Here is a 16,088-nt window from a genome sequence, read left to right as displayed (position 1 = left end):
ACCGCGCAGCCGTTATTTGGGCGATCACCTGCCTATTGCTCGTGGTCCTGCACTCATGGTTCATGAAACCACTGCAGGCGTTCGTAAAGCAGCCGCATCAAAACTGCATGCCACGCCATCGCATCACACTCCCGGGACCAAGGGGTTGAGTCGTCTGGCCGTTGCGTGTAAGTAAATTTGAACCGTTGCGTGTGTCCGTAGAACTGAATCTGAAGTTCGTTGTCACCTGGCGCGAAGTCCTCAACCCTCCCAATTCGCAGGAGATCATGCGAAGTGCAGGGGAACAACGTTTGCGCATAAGGCGAGGTGGCCAAGAACTGAACCAATTCCAGCATCGGTTGAATGGGCCATGCGTGTTGGTACACCATCCCTTCGTAAAAGCGTTCAACGTCCGGCCATTTCAGAGTGCGAAAACGATAGCTCATGGAGCTACAGCTTAACGCTCTCTGGAGCTAACCCCGACAGATGAGCAGTGCGGCTGCCGGTGATTGGCGGAAGGGCCCCCTGTGAGCAGCCGAGGAGCGCAGGCATGAGCGGAAAGAGAAGCACGCATGTTTGAGCGAAGCGAGTTTGCGTGCTTCCCGCTCATGGCGAGCACCGCAGGGGAGTCCGCGCAGCGGACCTGCTCGCCGGGGAAGGAGCCAATCACTGGCTGCCGCAATGCGTAGCCACGTCAACGAAGGAATGCAGCCCTTCGACAGGCTCAGGGCGAACGGAAAGAGGCGTCAATACGTCAACCGCTCCGGCCGGATTTCCTGCAGGATGGTGGTGGCGATCTCTTCGATTGACTTGGTGGTGGTCGATAGCCAGCGTATGCCGGATCGGCGCATCATGGCCTCGGCCTCGGCCACCTCGTGGCGGCAGTTCTCGATCGCGGCGTATTTCGAGTTGGGGCGGCGCTCGTGGCGTATCTCGGCCAGTCGCTCGGGCTGGATGGTCAGGCCGAACAGCTTGTTGCGGTGTGGCACCAGGGCGGGGGGCAACTGCCGGCGCTCGAAATCGTCGGGGATCAGCGGGTAGTTGGACGCCTTCAGCCCATACTGCATGGCCAGGTACAGCGAGGTGGGCGTCTTGCCGCTGCGGCTCACGCCCACCAGGATGACGTCGGACTGCTCCAGATCGCGGTTGGACTGGCCATCGTCGTGCGCCAGCGAAAAATTGATGGCCTCGATGCGGTCCTGGTATTCCTGGCTCTTGCTGGCGTCACTGAAGCGGCCTATGCGGTGGTTGGATTTGATGTTCAGCTCCGCCTCCAGCGGGTTGACGAAGGTGCCGAACATGTCCAGCAACATGCCTTTGCATTCGGTCTGGATGACTTTCAGCACCTCCATGTCCACCAGCGTGGTGAAGACAATGGGCTTGCGCCCCTCGGTCTCGGCGGTGTGGTTGATCTGGCGCACCGCCTGGTGCGCCTTGTCCACGCTGTCGGTGAAAGGCAGGCGTATGTGCTTGGCCTTCATCTCGAACTGGGCCAGGATGGCGTGGCCGAAGGTCTCAGCGGTGATGCCGGTGCCGTCCGAGATGAAGTACACGGTGCGGCTGGGCAGGGGGGCGTCTTGCATGGAGTGAAGGCCAACAGGGGGTTGCCGGAAACAGGCCGAAATGGAGAACTGCGGCCTACAATGGCCCCAATTTATCCGATTTCTCGCCATGCACAGCCCCGCACAACAACAAATACACCGTTGCGCTGCCGCCATGGGCAAGGCCGCCGCCCATGTGCGCGCCACCTTGCATGCAGACCCCGTTTTTACTTCTGGAGTTTTCCCATGTCTGCACTCTTCGATGAGACCGCCCTGGTCGTCCCGTTTGAAAACCTGAGAATGACCGACGTCGAGGTGGTTGGTGGCAAGAACGCCAGCCTCGGCGAAATGATCGCCAACCTGCCCACCGGCGTGCGGGTGCCCACCGGTTTTGCCACCACGGCGCATGCCTTCCGCGAGTTCCTGAAGGCCGGCGGCCTGGCCGACACCATCAACCGCATGCTGGCCACGCTGGACACCGAAGACGTGCGCGCACTGGCCCAGGTGGGCGCCGAAATTCGCGCCATGATCGAGCGCCAGGCCTTCCCGCCCGACCTGGAGCAGGCCATACGCACGGCCTTTGCCACCCTGGCCGGCGACAACGCCCAGGCATCGTTCGCGGTGCGCTCCTCGGCCACGGCGGAAGATTTGCCGGACGCTTCCTTCGCCGGCCAGCAGGAGACCTTCCTCAATGTGATGGGCATTGACGACGTGCTGCACAAGATGCGCGAGGTATTCGCCTCGCTGTACAACGACCGCGCCATCAGCTACCGGGTGCACAAGGGGTATGCCCACATCGATGTGGCCCTGAGCGCCGGCGTGCAGCGCATGGTGCGCTCCGACCTGGGTGCCGCCGGTGTGATGTTCACCATTGACACAGAATCCGGCTTCAAGGACGTGGTCTTCATCACCTCCAGCTACGGCCTGGGCGAGACGGTGGTGCAGGGCGCCGTGAACCCGGACGAGTTCTACGTCCACAAGCCCATGCTGGCGGCGGGCAAGCGCGCCATCATCCGCCGCAGCCTGGGCTCCAAGCTGCTGCAGATGGAGTTTGCCAGCGCGGCTGAAAAAGCCACCAGCGGCAAGCTGGTCAAGACCACCGATGTGCCGACCGAGCAGCGCAACCGCTACTCGCTGAGCGATGCCGACGTCGAGCAACTGGCGCGTTACGCGGTGGTGATCGAGCAGCACTACGGCCGGCCGATGGACATCGAATGGGGCAAGGACGGCGTGGATGGCCAGCTCTACATCCTGCAGGCGCGCCCCGAGACGGTGAAGAGCCAGGCCGGCAACGCCGCCGAGCAGCGCTACAAGCTGAAGGACCGCGGCACCGTGCTGGCCGAGGGCCGCGCCATTGGCCAGAAGATAGGCACCGGCCCGGTGCGGCTGGTGCACAACATCAGCGAGATGGACAAGGTGCAACCCGGCGACGTGCTGGTCACCGACATGACCGACCCCAACTGGGAACCGGTGATGAAGCGCGCCGCCGCCATCGTCACCAACCGTGGCGGGCGCACCTGCCATGCCGCCATCATCGCCCGCGAGCTGGGCATACCGGCGGTGGTGGGCTGCGGTGACGCCACCGAGCTGCTGAAGGACGGCACGCTGGTGACGGTGAGCTGTGCCGAGGGCGACACCGGCTACATCTACGACGGACTGCTGGAAACCGAGATCACCGAGGTGCAGCGCGGCGAGATGCCCGAGATCGCGCTGAAGATCATGATGAACGTGGGCAACCCGCAGCTGGCCTTCGATTTCTGCCAGCTGCCCAATGCCGGCGTGGGCCTGGCGCGGCTGGAGTTCATCATCAACAACAACATTGGCGTGCACCCCAAGGCCATCCTGGACTACCCCAACGTGGACGCTGACCTGAAGCAGGCGGTGGAGTCGGTAGCGCGCGGCCACGCTTCGCCGCGTGCCTTCTATGTGGACCGTGTGGCCGAGGGCGTGGCCACCATTGCCGCCGCCTTCTGGCCCAAGCCGGTGATCGTGCGCCTGTCGGATTTCAAGAGCAACGAATACCGCAAGCTGATGGGCGGCAGCCGCTACGAGCCGGACGAGGAAAACCCCATGCTGGGTTTCCGCGGCGCGGCGCGCTACATCAGCGCCGACTTCGGCGAGGCCTTTGCCATGGAGTGCGAGGCCCTGAAGCGGGTGCGCTACGACATGGGGCTGACCAACGTGCAGATCATGGTGCCTTTCGTGCGCACGCTGGGCCAGGCCAAGCGGGTGACGGAGTTGCTGGCCAAGCAGGGCCTGAAGCGCGGCGATGGCGCGGATGCCGCCAACGGCATCGAAGGGCTGAAGGTCATCATGATGTGCGAGATCCCCAGCAACGCCATCCTGGCCGACGAGTTCCTGCAGTACTTCGATGGCTTCTCCATCGGCTCCAACGACCTGACGCAGCTGACGCTGGGGCTGGACCGCGACTCCGGCCTGGAACTGCTGGCCGCCGATTTTGACGAGCGCGACCCGGCCGTCAAGGCGCTGATCAGCCGCGCCATTGCCGCCTGCAAGGCGCAGGGCAAGTACATCGGCATTTGCGGCCAGGGGCCCAGCGACCATCCGGACTTCGCCCAGTGGCTGGCCGAGCAGGGGATCGCATCGATCTCGCTGAACCCGGACTCGGTGATCGCCACCTGGCAGAAGCTGGCGGCCGGCCAGTAAGGCCCGCTCAGCCCAGGCCCGCAAGCCCTAGCGCGCGATGTCCCTGGCTGCGCAGCCACCCGCAAGCAGGCCCACCGGTCGCCTGACCGGTCTGCACGGCTGGCTGTTGCTGCTGTGGTTCGCGGCGTCGTTCGGCCTGGTGTTTTTCGCCCGCGACATCACCTGGGTGGTGGCCGGCTGGCCGGTGAACTTCTGGTTCGCCGCCCAGGGCAGCGTGCTGGTGTTCATAGTCATCATCGCGCTGTTCGCCTGGCGCATGAACCGGCGTGCGGCGCTGGATGGCAGCGACGGCGACACCGGCCCCGACCCGCTGGTCTATGCCGCCTACAAGCGCGGCCTGCACCGGCGCTTTGGCATTTATGTGCTGGGCCTGCTGGTCTTCATATTGGCGCTGGCGCTGGCCGAGCGCTGGGGCCTGTCCAAGGCCTGGGTGGGCGGGGTTTTCCTGTCGGCCACGGTGGTGCTGTATGCAGTGGTGGGCATCTACGGCCGCACGGCGGACGCCGACGAATACTACGTCGCCGGGCGGCGCGTGCCGGCGGTGTACAACGGCATGGCCACCGCCGCCGACTGGATGAGCGCGGCCTCATTCATCAGCATGGCCGGCGGCCTTTACCTGCAGGGCTTTTCAGGCACCGACACGCAGCCCGGCGGCCTGGCTTATGTGCTGGGCTGGACCGGTGGCTTCTGCCTGGTGGCGCTGTTTGTCGCCCCCTACCTGCGCCGCCTGGGGGCTTATACCGTGCCGGATTTTTTCGGCGCCCGCTTTGCCGGCCGTTGGCCGCGCATCCTGGCAGCCGTGGCGGCCGTGCTGTGCTCTTTCACCTATGTGGTGGCGCAGATCTATGGTGTCGGGTTGATCACCTCGCGGCTGACCGGCGTGCAGTTCGAGATCGGTATTTTGCTGGGGCTGGGTGGGGTGCTGATGTGCTCGTTCCTGGGGGGCATGCGCGCCGTCACCTGGACCCAGGTGACGCAGTATGTGATCCTGATCCTGGCCTTCCTGATCCCGGTCTCCTGGCTGGCTTACAAGCAGCTGGGCAACCCGCTGGCGCCGCTGGTGTATGGCGAGCAGTTGCCGCGCATCGCCGCGCTGGAGCAGCAGTTGAAGGCCGCGCCGGCTGAGCAGCAGGTGGTGGACGAGTACGCCCGCCGTGCCGCGCTGTATGACGCCAAGCTGCGCGATGTGGACAGCGCGCTGGCGCAAGACCGCCAACTGGCCAGGGACAAGCTGCGCCGCCTCAACGAGCAGCGCGCCGATGCCTCAGCCATCTTCCTGGCGCGGCGCGAGCAGGCTGCGCTGCCGAAAGACGCGGAGACGGCGCGTGAGCGCTGGACGCGCGCGCGCCAGGAAAACCTGGAGCGCGCCAAACCGCTGGGCGGCATGCCGGTGCACACGCTGCCGTTTGCCGGTGACCCGCAGGGCACGCCCGAGCAGCAGCAGGCCTTTGAGCTGTCCCGGCGCAACTTCCTGGCGCTGATGTTCTGCCTGATGGTGGGCACCGCCGGCTTGCCGCATTTGCTGACGCGTTTCTACACCACCCCCACGATCGCAGAGGCACGCACGTCCGTGGCCTGGTCCATGCTGTTCATCGCACTGCTGTACGTGGCTGCGCCGGCGCTGGCGGTGCTGGTGAAGTTCGAGGTCATGAGCCACCTGGCGGGGCAGAACTACGACGCCTTGCCAGCCTGGATGGCCCAATGGGGCAAGATGGACCCCGGCCTGCTGACGGCCAGCGACGTCAATGGCGACCACATGCTGCAGTTTTCCGAGCTCAAACTGGGCGCCGACATCGTGATGCTGGCCACGCCGGAACTGGGCGGGCTGCCCTATGTGGTGTCGGCGCTGGTGGCTGCCGGCGGCCTGGCGGCGGCCTTGTCCACTGCGGATGGCCTGCTGCTGACCATAGGCAACGCGCTGGCGCATGACCTGTACTTCGGCGGCGACAACGGCAAGGCCGGCGCCATGCGCCGGGTGGTGATGTCGAAATTCGCACTGCTGCTGGTGGCCCTGGTGGCGGCCTTCGTGGCCTCGCAACGCACCGCCGACATCCTGAATCTGGTGTCCGCCTCGTTCTCGCTGGCCGGCGCCGCCCTGGTGCCGGCCATGTTGCTGGGCATCTTCTGGCGCCGCACCACCAGTGCCGGCGCGGCCATGGGCATGTTGAGTGGCCTGGCCGTCACCGTGTACTACATGGCCGTCAACACGCCATCGGTGCGCGCCGCCTTCGGCCTGCAGGGCTCGGGCCTGTGGTGGGGCATACAACCCATCTCTGCCGGCGTGTTCGGCGTCGCCGCCGGAGTGGTGGTGACCTGGGGCGTCAGCCTGTTCGGCAGCCGGCGAGCGTAGCCTTGAGCAGCCGTACACGCGAGCTTGGTTGGAAGATCATGCCGACACGTCACTCGGCTCCGCGGCTGTCCCCCGGCCCTACAGGCCTCCTCCTTGATGCCGCTGCGCCGAATGCCGCATCGACCTGATCCTGCGGACAGGGTTGGCGTGCCGGCATTCCGGTGTTCCAGCGTTTTGCTTATCAATTGACCCGATGTCGCTGGGGCGTGTGGCGGAGCGGAATCAAGGAGGAGGGCCGCAGGCCCGGGGGACATCCGCGTAGCCACGCGCCCCGGCGGCGTCGGCAGCTCGAGAACAACGCCACGCGGAGGTGGGACTGAGCAAATTGACAGTCCCAGACCATTGGCATATAATCATGGGCTTCGCCTTGCCACATCCTGCCGACGCTGGGGGTGGCTTCCCTACCCATATTGGGTTACCCACAAGGAGTACTAATGCGTCACTATGAAATCATTTTGCTGATCCACCCGGATCAAAGCGAACAAGTTCCGGCCATGCTGGAGCGTTACAAGGGCATGATCACCGCTGGCGGTGGCAAGGTGCACCGTGTTGAAGACTGGGGCCGTCGTCAGATGGTCTACCAGATCAACAAGCTGGCCAAGGCCCATTACCTGTGCATCAACATCGAAGCCGACCAGGCTGTGATGGGTGAACTGGAGCATGCCTTCAAGTTCAACGATGCCGTGCTGCGTCACCTGACCGTGGCCAAGAAGAAGGCCGACACCGGTCCTTCGTCCATGATGAAGACTGTCGAGCGTGAAGACGCCCGCAAGACGCAGCAGGCGGAATTCCAGCAACAGGGCTGATAGCCCGTTGTTTGTCCGACAAGGAGTGTGAACCCCGTTGCCAGGAATCACCTTGATCTGACGGCCCATATCGCGGAGGCACAGGCCCTGCGATACACCCCCAGCGGGGTGCCGGCCTTGAACCTGTTGCTGGAGCACGAATCAGAGGCTTCAGAAGCAGGGCAGAGCAGACAGGTGAAGGCAGTGGTGAAGGCGGTAGCCTTCGGCGGGTTGGCTGAGCGGCTGGTCAAGCAGCCCATAGGCAGCAACTGGCGGTTCAGCGGCTTCGTGGCCACACCCAAGAACGGCAAACACATGGTTTTCCACATCCAGGAATTTTTGCAAGAACACCAAGCTTAGGAGCATCACCATGCCCGGACCGAAACGTTTCAACAAAGACAAGCGCCCCAAGCGCAACACGCAATCGCTGCTGTTCAAGCGCAAGCGCTTCTGCCGCTTCACGGTGGCCAATGTCGAGGAAATCGACTACAAGGACATCGACACGCTGCGTGATTTCGTTGCCGAAAACGGCAAGATCATTCCCGCTCGCCTGACTGGCACCCGTGCCATCTACCAGCGCCAGCTCAACACCGCTATCAAGCGCGCGCGTTTCCTCGCGATGCTGCCGTACAGCGACCAGCACCGCATCTAAAAGGGAACAGACCATGCAAATCATTCTGCTCGACAAGGTCGTGAACCTGGGCAACCTGGGCGAAATCGTCAAGGTCAAGGACGGCTATGCCCGCAATTTCCTGATCCCCAAGGGTCGTGCACGCCGCGCCACCGAATCCGCCAAGAAGGAATTCGAAGCCAAGCGCGCTGAGCTGGAAAAGGCTGCCGCCGCCAAGCTGGCCGAAAGCCAGGGCCTGGGCGAGAAGCTGGCCGGCACCACCATCAAGCTGACGCAAAAAGCGGGTGTGGATGGCCGCCTGTTCGGCTCCGTCACCAACTATGACATCGCCGAAGAGCTGACCAAGAACGGCTACAAGGTCGCCAAGGCGCAGGTGCGCATGCCCAACGGCCCGATCAAGGTCGTGGGCGACAGCAGCGTCAGCGTGGCCCTGCATACCGACGTGGTGGTGGACATCACCGTGTCGGTTTACGGCGAAACCGCCTGATCCGACTGCCTGCCTAGAACACAGGAACACAGTTTGCACAAGGCCGTCCGGGTTGCCCCGGACGGCTTTTGTTTTTTTGTTACGGACATTTTGTACACAAGCGTGCACAATTTATTCACAGCTTTTCAGGTGGCATTTCCCCAGCGTTGTGCATGGACGCGCAATGCCCTCGGGTTTAGCATCTGAGGCCCCGCAGGAGCACCATGGCCACCGTTTTTTCCGCTGTTGACGACGATTTCGCCCAGGACCAGCAGATTGCGCAGCTGCGCATTCCCCCCAACTCCGTCGAGGCCGAATCCAGCGTGCTGGGTGGGCTGTTGCTGGACAACGGCGCCTGGGACCGGGTGGGCGACCTGCTGGCCGAGGGCGACTTCTACCGCTACGAACACCGGTTGATCTTCGGCGCCGTCAGCGCGCTGGTCAACGCCAATCGGCCGGCCGACGTCATCACCGTCAACGAGCACCTGCAAAACCAGGGCAAGTCGGACGAGGTGGGTGGCCTGGCCTACCTGCATTCGCTGGCGCAGTACGTGCCCAGCGCCAGCAACATACGCCGCTACGCCGAGATCGTGCGCGAGCGCTCCATCCTGCGCAAGCTGGTCAGCGCCAGTGACGAGATCGCCACCTCCGCCTTCAACCCCAAGGGCAAGGCGGTGGACAAGATCCTGGACGAGGCCGAGCAAAAGATCTTCAACATCGGTGAAGAAGGCTCGCGCAACAAGCAGGGTTTCCAGAGCATGGACACGCTGGTGGTGGAGTTGCTGGACCGCGTGCAGGAGATGGCGGACAACCCGAACGACATCACCGGTGTGCCTACCGGCTTCTATGACCTGGACCGCATGACGTCGGGCTTGCAGGCCGGCGACCTGGTGGTGCTGGCGGCACGGCCTTCCATGGGCAAGACCGCCTTTGCCGTCAACATTGCCGAGCACGTGGCGCTGAACGAGGGCCTGCCGGTGGCGGTGTTCTCGATGGAAATGGGCGCTTCGCAGCTGGCGGTGCGTATCGTCGGCTCGATCGGACGCATCGACCAGACCCATTTGCGTACCGGCAAGCTGACGGACGATGAATGGCCGCGCCTGACGGAGGCGATCGAGAAGCTGCGCACCGTGTCGCTGCACATCGATGAAACGCCAGGCCTGACGGTCAGCGAATTGCGCGCCAACGCACGCCGGCTGGCGCGCCAGTGCGGCAAACTGGGCCTGATCGTGGTGGACTACCTGCAACTGATGAGCGTGTCGGGCTCCATGAGCGACGAAAACCGCGCCACCGCGGTGGGTGAAATCTCGCGCGGCCTGAAGATGCTGGCCAAGGAACTGCAGTGCCCGGTGATCGCGCTGTCGCAGCTCAGCCGGGGGGTGGAGCAGCGCACCGACAAGCGGCCGATGATGAGCGACTTGCGTGAGTCCGGCGCCATCGAGCAGGACGCGGACATCATCATGTTCATCTACCGCGACGATTACTACACCAAGGAAGCCAGCAAGGAGCCCGGGGTGTCCGAGATCATCATCGCCAAGCAGCGCAATGGCCCCACCGGCACGGTGAAGCTGGCCTTCATCAAGCCGCTGACGCGCTTCGAGAGCTTGTCGCACGGCGGCGGCGGCGACTTCTGAGGTCGATCCGCTTTCTCGCTGATTCCTGACGCCGTTGGGACGCGCACGCAAAGCTACGTGGTCTGCTAGCTGCCGACGCCACTGGTGCGCGTGGCTACGCGGATGTCCCCCGGCCCTGCGGGCCTCCTCCTTGATTCCGCTCCGCCACGCGCCCCAGCGACATCGGGGCCGTTGGCGGACGTGACCCCCGAAATGCCAAATGCCGACAGTCGAAAGCCAGATGCTGGCACGCCAACAACGGTCGCCAGATCAGGTCGTGGTGGCGTTCAGCGCAGCGGCATCAAGGAGGAGGGCCGAAGGCCGGGGGGACAGCCGCGGAGCTGAGCGCCGCCGCGGCCTGATCCCGCAAACCAATCATGGCAGTTCTGAGTACCGCCGCCATGCAGTGAGTGAGGCGCTGCTACAGCACCTCGCTGGCGAAATCAGCCAGGCGCGAGCGTTCGCCGCGCGCCAGCGTGATGTGCCCGCCGTGCGGCCAGCCCTTGAACTTGTCCACCGCAAAGGTCAACCCGGACGAGCCCTCGGTCAGGTAGGGCGTGTCGATCTGCGCCAGGTTGCCCATGCAGATGATCTTGGTGCCCGGGCCGGCGCGGGTGATCAGCGTCTTCATCTGCTTGGGCGTCAGGTTCTGCGCCTCGTCGATGATCACGTACTTGTTCAGGAAGGTGCGCCCGCGCATGAAGTTCATGCTCTTGATCTTGATGCGGCTGCGGATCAGCTCGGCGGTGGCGGCGCGGCCCCATTCGCCAGCGCTGGTTTCGGTCTTGGCCAGCACTTCCAGGTTGTCGTCCAGCGCGCCCATCCAGGGGCCCATCTTTTCTTCCTCGGTGCCGGGCAGAAAGCCGATGTCTTCGCCCACGCTGACCGTGGCGCGGGTGACGATGATCTCGGTGTAGCGGCGGTCGTCCAGCACCTGGGTCAGGCCCGAGGCCAGCGCCATCAGCGTCTTGCCGGTGCCGGCGGTGCCGGTCAGCGTGACGAAGTCCACTTCCGGGTCCATCAGCAGGTTCATGGCGAAGTTCTGCTCGCGGTTGCGCGTGGTCACGCCCCACACCGCGTTTTTCAGGTGGGTGTAGTCCTTCAGCGTCTTGAACACCGCCGTCTTGCCGCGGATTTCGGTCACGCGGGCGTACAGGCTCTGCTCGCCAGGGGCCTCGAAATAGACGAACTGGTTGATCAGCAGCTGCGGCACGATGGGCCCGCTGATGCGGTAGAAGGTGTGCTGGCCGCTTTGCCAGCTCTCCACCGTCTGGCCGTGGGTGGCCCAGAAATCGGTTGGCAAGGCCAGCGAGCCGGCATACAGCAGGTCGCCGTCTTCCAACGTCTTGTCGTTCTGGTAGTCGTCGGTGGCCAGGCCCAGCGCGCGCGATTTGACGCGCATGTTGATGTCCTTGGACACCAGCACCACCTCGCGCGGCGCGTACTGCTTGCGCAGCGCCTCCACCACGCCCAGGATCTGGTTGTCGGCCTTGCCCTGGGGCAGGCTGGTGGGCAGCGTGAAATCCAGCGGCTGGGTCTGGAAGAACAACTTGCCGCCCACGCCCTTGTGGCCGGTGCTGTCCAGCGCCAGACCGGTGGCGATGTCCCCGCCGTTGGCGCCGGCCAGCGCATCCAGCGTGCGGCTGGTCTGGCGGGCATTGCGGGCGACTTCGGTCATGCCCTTTTTATGGCCGTCCAGCTCTTCCAGCACGATCATCGGCAGGAAGATGTCGTGCTCTTCGAAGCGGAACAGGCACATCGGGTCGTGCAGCAGCACGTTGGTGTCCAGCACGAACAGCTTCTTGGGTCCGGTGGACTTGTGTTTTTTCTCCCTGGGCGTGCCGGCGGGCGTCACCTCATGCAGGCGGCTCTTGTCCTCGTTGGCTGCTTTGCGCGCAGGTTTCTTGGCCTGCTCCACTGCTTTTCGGGCTTGCACCACGGCCACTTCGGCCACGGTGCCGCCGGGTTCCTGGAAATCGCGCGCGGCGGGTTTGTCCGCGATGGGTGCGCTGTCGTCCAGGGTTTCAGATTTTCGGGAGGGTCTTAGGGGGCTGCGCGCGGGCGCGTCATACGCGTCGGGCGACAGCAGGGTGGCACGCTTGGTCGGGGCAGGAGGCAGTGGCATGTGGCGGCGGCTCGCAAAAATGAACAGGTTTATGCCGTTTCAGAAGCAAAAAAGCCGCCTGGAGGCCAAGGCGGCTTTGGGTCTGGGTGTGCTGCGCAGTTGCTAGCTTCAACGGCATGAGCCCATTATGCACCCTCCGGGTGGCTTGGAAATGGCCTGTTGCTGCGGCGCATCAGTCGGCCATCCCCTCGTCATCAAGCGGTCTTTTTCAGCGCCTTGACGGCCTTCAGCACGTCGTCCACGTGGCCCGGCACCTTCAGGCCGCGCCATTCTTCCTTCAGCACGCCGTCGGCGCCAATCAGGAAGGTGCTGCGCTCTATGCCCTTGACCTTCTTGCCATACATGATCTTGTTCTTGACGACGCCGAACATGTGGCACATTTTTTCTTCGGTGTCGGCGATCAGCTCGAAGGGCAATTCCAGCTTGGCCTTGAACTCGTCATGGGATTTCATGTTGTCGCGCGACACACCGAACACGGTGGCGCCGGCCTTGACGAAATCCTTGTACTTGTCGCGAAACTGCATCGCCTCGGTGGTGCAGCCGGGGGTGTTGTCCTTGGGGTAGAAATACAGCACCACGGTCTTGCCGAGGTGTGAGTTGTTGGATACCTTGATGCCTCCGGTGGCATTTGCTTCGAATTCGGGGATGGGTTTGTTGACAACGATCGCCATATGCCTTTAGTCTCTTGTGACAGTCTGTGTGACAGGATGTGTCAGTGGTCTAGGAGCTGCGACGCAAAGCGCTTAGCAATCCCCCAGCACCGCAACCCGTCATTTTACCCCGAAAAGAGCGCTCCACACCGGTTGCGCGGGCGGTAAAAACCCAGGATCAGTTGCTTTCCAGCAGCAATGCGGTCACCACCTTGCGCCCTTCGCCGGCCAGGATGTTGTAAGTACGGCAGGCGGCCGGGGTGTCCATGGTTTCCACACCCACCCGTTTGGCCATCAGCGGGGCCAGCCAGGCCGGCTGCGGAAAGCGTATGCGCTCGCCGCTGCCGAAGATGATGAGTTCGGCGTCCAGTGTCGCCAGCAGCGCGAAATGGGTGGCGTTCAGGTCCTCAAAGCGCTTGCAATCCCAGTCCAGGCGCTCGCCGCGCGCGCCCAGCACCACACTGGTGGTGATCTTCTCCTGGGCCACTGCCACCCAACCCGGGCCGTAGCCGCTGATGGATTGCACGTCAATTTTGTCGGGTTGCAGCTTCATGTGTTCAAATTATAGGTTTCCACTCTCAAGGAAGCTCGCTGCAGGGCTTCCTTCACCTCGCTGGAGGGGCCTTTGAAAACGATTCGGAAATCCGCCAAGCTGGCCAACGTCTGCTACGACATCCGCGGCCCCATCATGGACCGCGCGCGCCAGATGGAAGAGGACGGGCAGAAGATCATCAAGCTCAACATCGGCAACCTGGCGGTGTTTGGCTTCGACTCGCCCGAGGAAATCCAGCAGGACATGATCCGCAACCTGCCCAATTCGGCGGGCTACTCGGACAGCAAGGGCATCTTCGCGGCGCGCAAGGCGGTGATGCACGCCACCCAGCAGCAGAACATCGCCGGCGTGACGCTGGACGACATCTACCTGGGCAACGGCGCCAGCGAGTTGATCGTGATGGCCACCAACGCGCTGCTGGACGACGGCGACGAAATGCTGCTGCCCGCGCCCGACTACCCGCTGTGGACGGCAGCGGTCAGCCTGTCGGGCGGCACGCCGGTGCATTACCTGTGTGACGAATCCAAGGGCTGGATGCCCGACCTGGAAGACATCAAGGCCAAGATCACGCCGCGCACCAAGGGCATTGTGGTCATCAACCCCAACAACCCCACCGGCGCGCTGTACCCGGACGACTTGCTCAAAGCCATCGTCAAGCTGGCACGCGAGCACGGCCTGGTGATCCTGGCCGACGAGGTGTACGACAAGGTGCTGTACGACGACGTCAAGCACACCGCCATCGCGTCGCTCAGCACCGATGTGCTGACGCTGACCTTCAACTCTCTGAGCAAGAGCCACCGCTCCTGCGGCTACCGCGCCGGCTGGATGGTGGTCTCGGGCGACAAGAAGGCTGCCCGGGACTACATCGAAGGCCTGAACATGCTCTCGAACATGCGCCTGTGCGCCAATGTGCCGGGCCAGTGGGCGATACAGACCGCACTGGGCGGCCACCAGAGCATCAACGACCTGGTGTGCGAGGGCGGGCGCCTGCGCCGCCAGCGCGACCTGGCCTATGAGTTGATCACCGCCATACCCGGCGTCAGCTGCGTGAAGCCGCAGGCGGCGCTGTACATGTTCCCCAAGCTGGACCCCAATGTCTACCCGATAGCGGACGACCAGCAGTTCTTCCTCGAAATGCTGGAAGAAACCCGTGTGATGCTGGTGCAGGGCACCGGCTTCAACTGGAAGCAGCCGGACCACTTCCGCATCGTGTTCCTGCCGCACGAGGACGACTTGCGTGAGGCCATCAGCCGCATCGCCAAGTTCCTGGAGAGCTACCGCAAGCGCCACGCGCCGCTCAAGGCGGCATAACGTGACGGGCCGCTGAAGGCGGCCTGTGCGCTCCCTCGGGGCCGGCCGCCGGCTTCGCCCCCTCATCGACAGACAGACAGAAGCAAACGACAGAATGAAAGCGATACAAGTTGGCCTGATGGGCATAGGCACCGTGGGCAGCGGCGTGTTCAACGTGCTGCGCCGCAACCAGTCGGAAATCCAGCGCCGCGCCGGGCGCGGCATAGCGATCACCATGGTGGCCGATCTGGACGTGGCGCGTGCCCAATCCATCGTGGGCGAGGGCGTCCAGGTGGTCGACGACGCCCGCGCCATCATCGCCAACCCGGACATTGACATCGTGGTGGAGTTGATCGGCGGCTACGGCATCGCCAAGCAGTTGATGCTGGAGGCGATTGCCGCCGGCAAGCACGTGGTCACCGCCAACAAGGCGCTGCTGGCCGTGCACGGCACCGAGATCTTTGCCGCCGCGCATAAAAAAGGCGTGATGGTGGCTTTCGAGGCGGCGGTGGCCGGTGGCATCCCCATCATCAAGGCGCTGCGCGAGGGCCTGACGGCCAACAGCATCCAGTGGATTGCCGGCATCATCAACGGCACCACCAACTTCATCCTGTCCGAGATGCGCGACAAGGGGCTGGACTTCGCCGTCGTGCTGAAGGAGGCACAGCGCCTGGGCTATGCCGAAGCCGACCCGACCTTCGACATCGAGGGCGTGGACGCGGCGCACAAGGCCACCATCATGTCGGCCATTGCCTTCGGCATCCCGGTGCAGTTCGACAAGGCGCATGTGGAGGGCATCACCAAGCTGGCGGCGCAGGACATCAAGTACGCCGAGCAACTGGGCTACCGCATCAAGCTGCTGGGCATCACGAAAAGAACGCCCAAGGGCGTGGAGTTGCGCGTGCACCCCAGCCTGGTGCCGGCCAAGCGCCTGATCGCCAACGTGGAAGGCGCGATGAACGCGGTGATGGTGCATGGCGACGCCGTCGGCACCACGCTGTATTACGGCAAGGGCGCCGGCAGCGAACCCACCGCCAGCGCGGTGATCGCCGACCTGGTGGACATCACCCGCTTGCACACGGCCGACACCGCCCAGCGCGTGCCGCACCTGGCCTTCCAGCCCGACCAGATGAGCGACCTGCCGGTGCTGGCCATGGACGACGTGGTGACCAGCTACTACCTGCGCCTGCGCGTGGCGGACCAGCCCGGCGTGCTGGCCCAGGTGACCGGCATCGTGGCCGAAGCCGGCATCAGCATCGACGCGGTGCTGCAGCGCGAGGCCGACGAGGTGGGCGGCGAGGGCTCTACGCAGACCGACCTGATCATCCTCACCCATGACACCCGCGAGGGCGTGATGAACGCCGCCATGGCCAGGCTGCAAGCCCTGTCCACGGTGCTGGAGCCCATCATCCGCCTGCGCAAGGAAGAGCTGGCCTGA

Annotated in this window: 14 protein-coding genes; 9 read left to right on the top strand and 5 right to left on the bottom strand. The window is 64.0% G+C overall.

The window, feature by feature from the left end:
- Positions 1 to 53 precede the first annotated feature (53 nt).
- Both AC1DX2_RS07960 and ppsR read right to left on the bottom strand, forming a co-directional pair.
- On the bottom strand, positions 54 to 425 hold the full coding sequence (locus AC1DX2_RS07960; protein ID WP_477195801.1) for a hypothetical protein: 372 nt from the start codon (positions 423 to 425) through the stop codon (positions 54 to 56).
- 300 nt (positions 426 to 725) lie between these two features.
- Complete coding sequence (ppsR, locus tag AC1DX2_RS07955; RefSeq protein WP_477196654.1) at positions 726 to 1,547, bottom strand: posphoenolpyruvate synthetase regulatory kinase/phosphorylase PpsR; 822 nt, start codon at positions 1,545 to 1,547, stop codon at positions 726 to 728.
- A gap of 219 nt (positions 1,548 to 1,766) precedes the next feature.
- Between ppsR and ppsA the strand changes: the two genes are divergently transcribed.
- The 7 genes from ppsA to dnaB all read left to right on the top strand — a co-directional run bounded on the left by ppsA (position 1,767) and on the right by dnaB (position 10,053).
- Positions 1,767 to 4,187: a phosphoenolpyruvate synthase gene (ppsA, locus tag AC1DX2_RS07950; RefSeq protein WP_477195800.1), complete on the top strand. Its 2,421-nt coding sequence runs from the start codon at positions 1,767 to 1,769 to the stop codon at positions 4,185 to 4,187.
- Positions 4,188 to 4,224: 37 nt separating this feature from the next.
- Positions 4,225 to 6,537: a VC_2705 family sodium/solute symporter gene (locus tag AC1DX2_RS07945; protein ID WP_477195799.1), complete on the top strand. Its 2,313-nt coding sequence runs from the start codon at positions 4,225 to 4,227 to the stop codon at positions 6,535 to 6,537.
- Between the two features lie 434 nt (positions 6,538 to 6,971).
- Positions 6,972 to 7,343, top strand: a complete 372-nt coding sequence (gene rpsF / locus AC1DX2_RS07940; protein ID WP_477195798.1) for a 30S ribosomal protein S6 — start codon at positions 6,972 to 6,974, stop codon at positions 7,341 to 7,343.
- A 27-nt stretch (positions 7,344 to 7,370) separates the two neighbouring features.
- Entirely contained in the window at positions 7,371 to 7,682 is a 312-nt protein-coding gene (gene priB / locus AC1DX2_RS07935; protein ID WP_477195797.1) for a primosomal replication protein N, read from the top strand.
- A 10-nt stretch (positions 7,683 to 7,692) separates the two neighbouring features.
- Positions 7,693 to 7,974: a 30S ribosomal protein S18 gene (rpsR, locus tag AC1DX2_RS07930; protein WP_477195796.1), complete on the top strand. Its 282-nt coding sequence runs from the start codon at positions 7,693 to 7,695 to the stop codon at positions 7,972 to 7,974.
- A gap of 13 nt (positions 7,975 to 7,987) precedes the next feature.
- Positions 7,988 to 8,440, top strand: a complete 453-nt coding sequence (rplI, locus tag AC1DX2_RS07925) for a 50S ribosomal protein L9 (protein ID WP_477195795.1) — start codon at positions 7,988 to 7,990, stop codon at positions 8,438 to 8,440.
- A gap of 203 nt (positions 8,441 to 8,643) precedes the next feature.
- Positions 8,644 to 10,053 carry a replicative DNA helicase gene (gene dnaB, locus AC1DX2_RS07920; RefSeq protein ID WP_477195794.1) on the top strand — a complete coding sequence of 470 codons (1,410 nt, stop codon included), beginning with the start codon at positions 8,644 to 8,646 and terminating at the stop codon, positions 10,051 to 10,053.
- 400 nt (positions 10,054 to 10,453) lie between these two features.
- On the opposite strand, the gene AC1DX2_RS07915 is transcribed toward dnaB, so the two are convergent.
- From AC1DX2_RS07915 to AC1DX2_RS07905, 3 genes are all read right to left on the bottom strand, one after another.
- Positions 10,454 to 12,157, bottom strand: coding sequence for a PhoH family protein (locus AC1DX2_RS07915; protein WP_477195793.1), 1,704 nt, complete (start codon positions 12,155 to 12,157; stop codon positions 10,454 to 10,456).
- 194 nt (positions 12,158 to 12,351) lie between these two features.
- Positions 12,352 to 12,828: a peroxiredoxin gene (locus AC1DX2_RS07910; protein WP_477195792.1), complete on the bottom strand. Its 477-nt coding sequence runs from the start codon at positions 12,826 to 12,828 to the stop codon at positions 12,352 to 12,354.
- A gap of 157 nt (positions 12,829 to 12,985) precedes the next feature.
- The gene (locus AC1DX2_RS07905; RefSeq protein WP_477195791.1) at positions 12,986 to 13,360 is read right to left on the bottom strand and encodes an Mth938-like domain-containing protein; all 375 of its coding nucleotides are present in this window, start codon (positions 13,358 to 13,360) and stop codon (positions 12,986 to 12,988) included.
- Positions 13,361 to 13,432: 72 nt separating this feature from the next.
- Here AC1DX2_RS07905 and AC1DX2_RS07900 point away from each other — a divergent pair, with 72 nt between their 5' ends.
- On the top strand, positions 13,433 to 14,671 hold the full coding sequence (locus tag AC1DX2_RS07900) for a pyridoxal phosphate-dependent aminotransferase (RefSeq protein ID WP_477195790.1): 1,239 nt from the start codon (positions 13,433 to 13,435) through the stop codon (positions 14,669 to 14,671).
- A 94-nt stretch (positions 14,672 to 14,765) separates the two neighbouring features.
- The gene (locus AC1DX2_RS07895) at positions 14,766 to 16,088 is read left to right on the top strand and encodes a homoserine dehydrogenase (RefSeq protein WP_477195789.1); all 1,323 of its coding nucleotides are present in this window, start codon (positions 14,766 to 14,768) and stop codon (positions 16,086 to 16,088) included.

This window comes from Hylemonella sp. P2_B10, assembly GCF_056404875.1.
The sequence above is the reverse complement of the archived record's forward strand: the minus strand, read 5'-3'. Positions and strand labels throughout refer to the sequence as shown.

Bases quoted from the DNA above. Each gene is read 5' to 3' on its own strand.
- AC1DX2_RS07910 (WP_477195792.1), bottom strand. From the start codon at position 12,828: ATGGCGATCGTTGTCAACAAACCCATCCCCGAATTCGAAGCAAATGCC.
- rplI (WP_477195795.1), top strand. From the start codon at position 7,988: ATGCAAATCATTCTGCTCGACAAGGTCGTGAACCTGGGCAACCTGGGC.
- AC1DX2_RS07905 (WP_477195791.1), bottom strand. From the start codon at position 13,360: ATGAAGCTGCAACCCGACAAAATTGACGTGCAATCCATCAGCGGCTAC.
- AC1DX2_RS07915 (WP_477195793.1), bottom strand. From the start codon at position 12,157: ATGCCACTGCCTCCTGCCCCGACCAAGCGTGCCACCCTGCTGTCGCCC.
- dnaB (WP_477195794.1), top strand. From the start codon at position 8,644: ATGGCCACCGTTTTTTCCGCTGTTGACGACGATTTCGCCCAGGACCAG.
- rpsF (WP_477195798.1), top strand. From the start codon at position 6,972: ATGCGTCACTATGAAATCATTTTGCTGATCCACCCGGATCAAAGCGAA.
- AC1DX2_RS07895 (WP_477195789.1), top strand. From the start codon at position 14,766: ATGAAAGCGATACAAGTTGGCCTGATGGGCATAGGCACCGTGGGCAGC.
- AC1DX2_RS07945 (WP_477195799.1), top strand. From the start codon at position 4,225: ATGTCCCTGGCTGCGCAGCCACCCGCAAGCAGGCCCACCGGTCGCCTG.
- ppsA (WP_477195800.1), top strand. From the start codon at position 1,767: ATGTCTGCACTCTTCGATGAGACCGCCCTGGTCGTCCCGTTTGAAAAC.
- rpsR (WP_477195796.1), top strand. From the start codon at position 7,693: ATGCCCGGACCGAAACGTTTCAACAAAGACAAGCGCCCCAAGCGCAAC.
- AC1DX2_RS07960 (WP_477195801.1), bottom strand. From the start codon at position 425: ATGAGCTATCGTTTTCGCACTCTGAAATGGCCGGACGTTGAACGCTTT.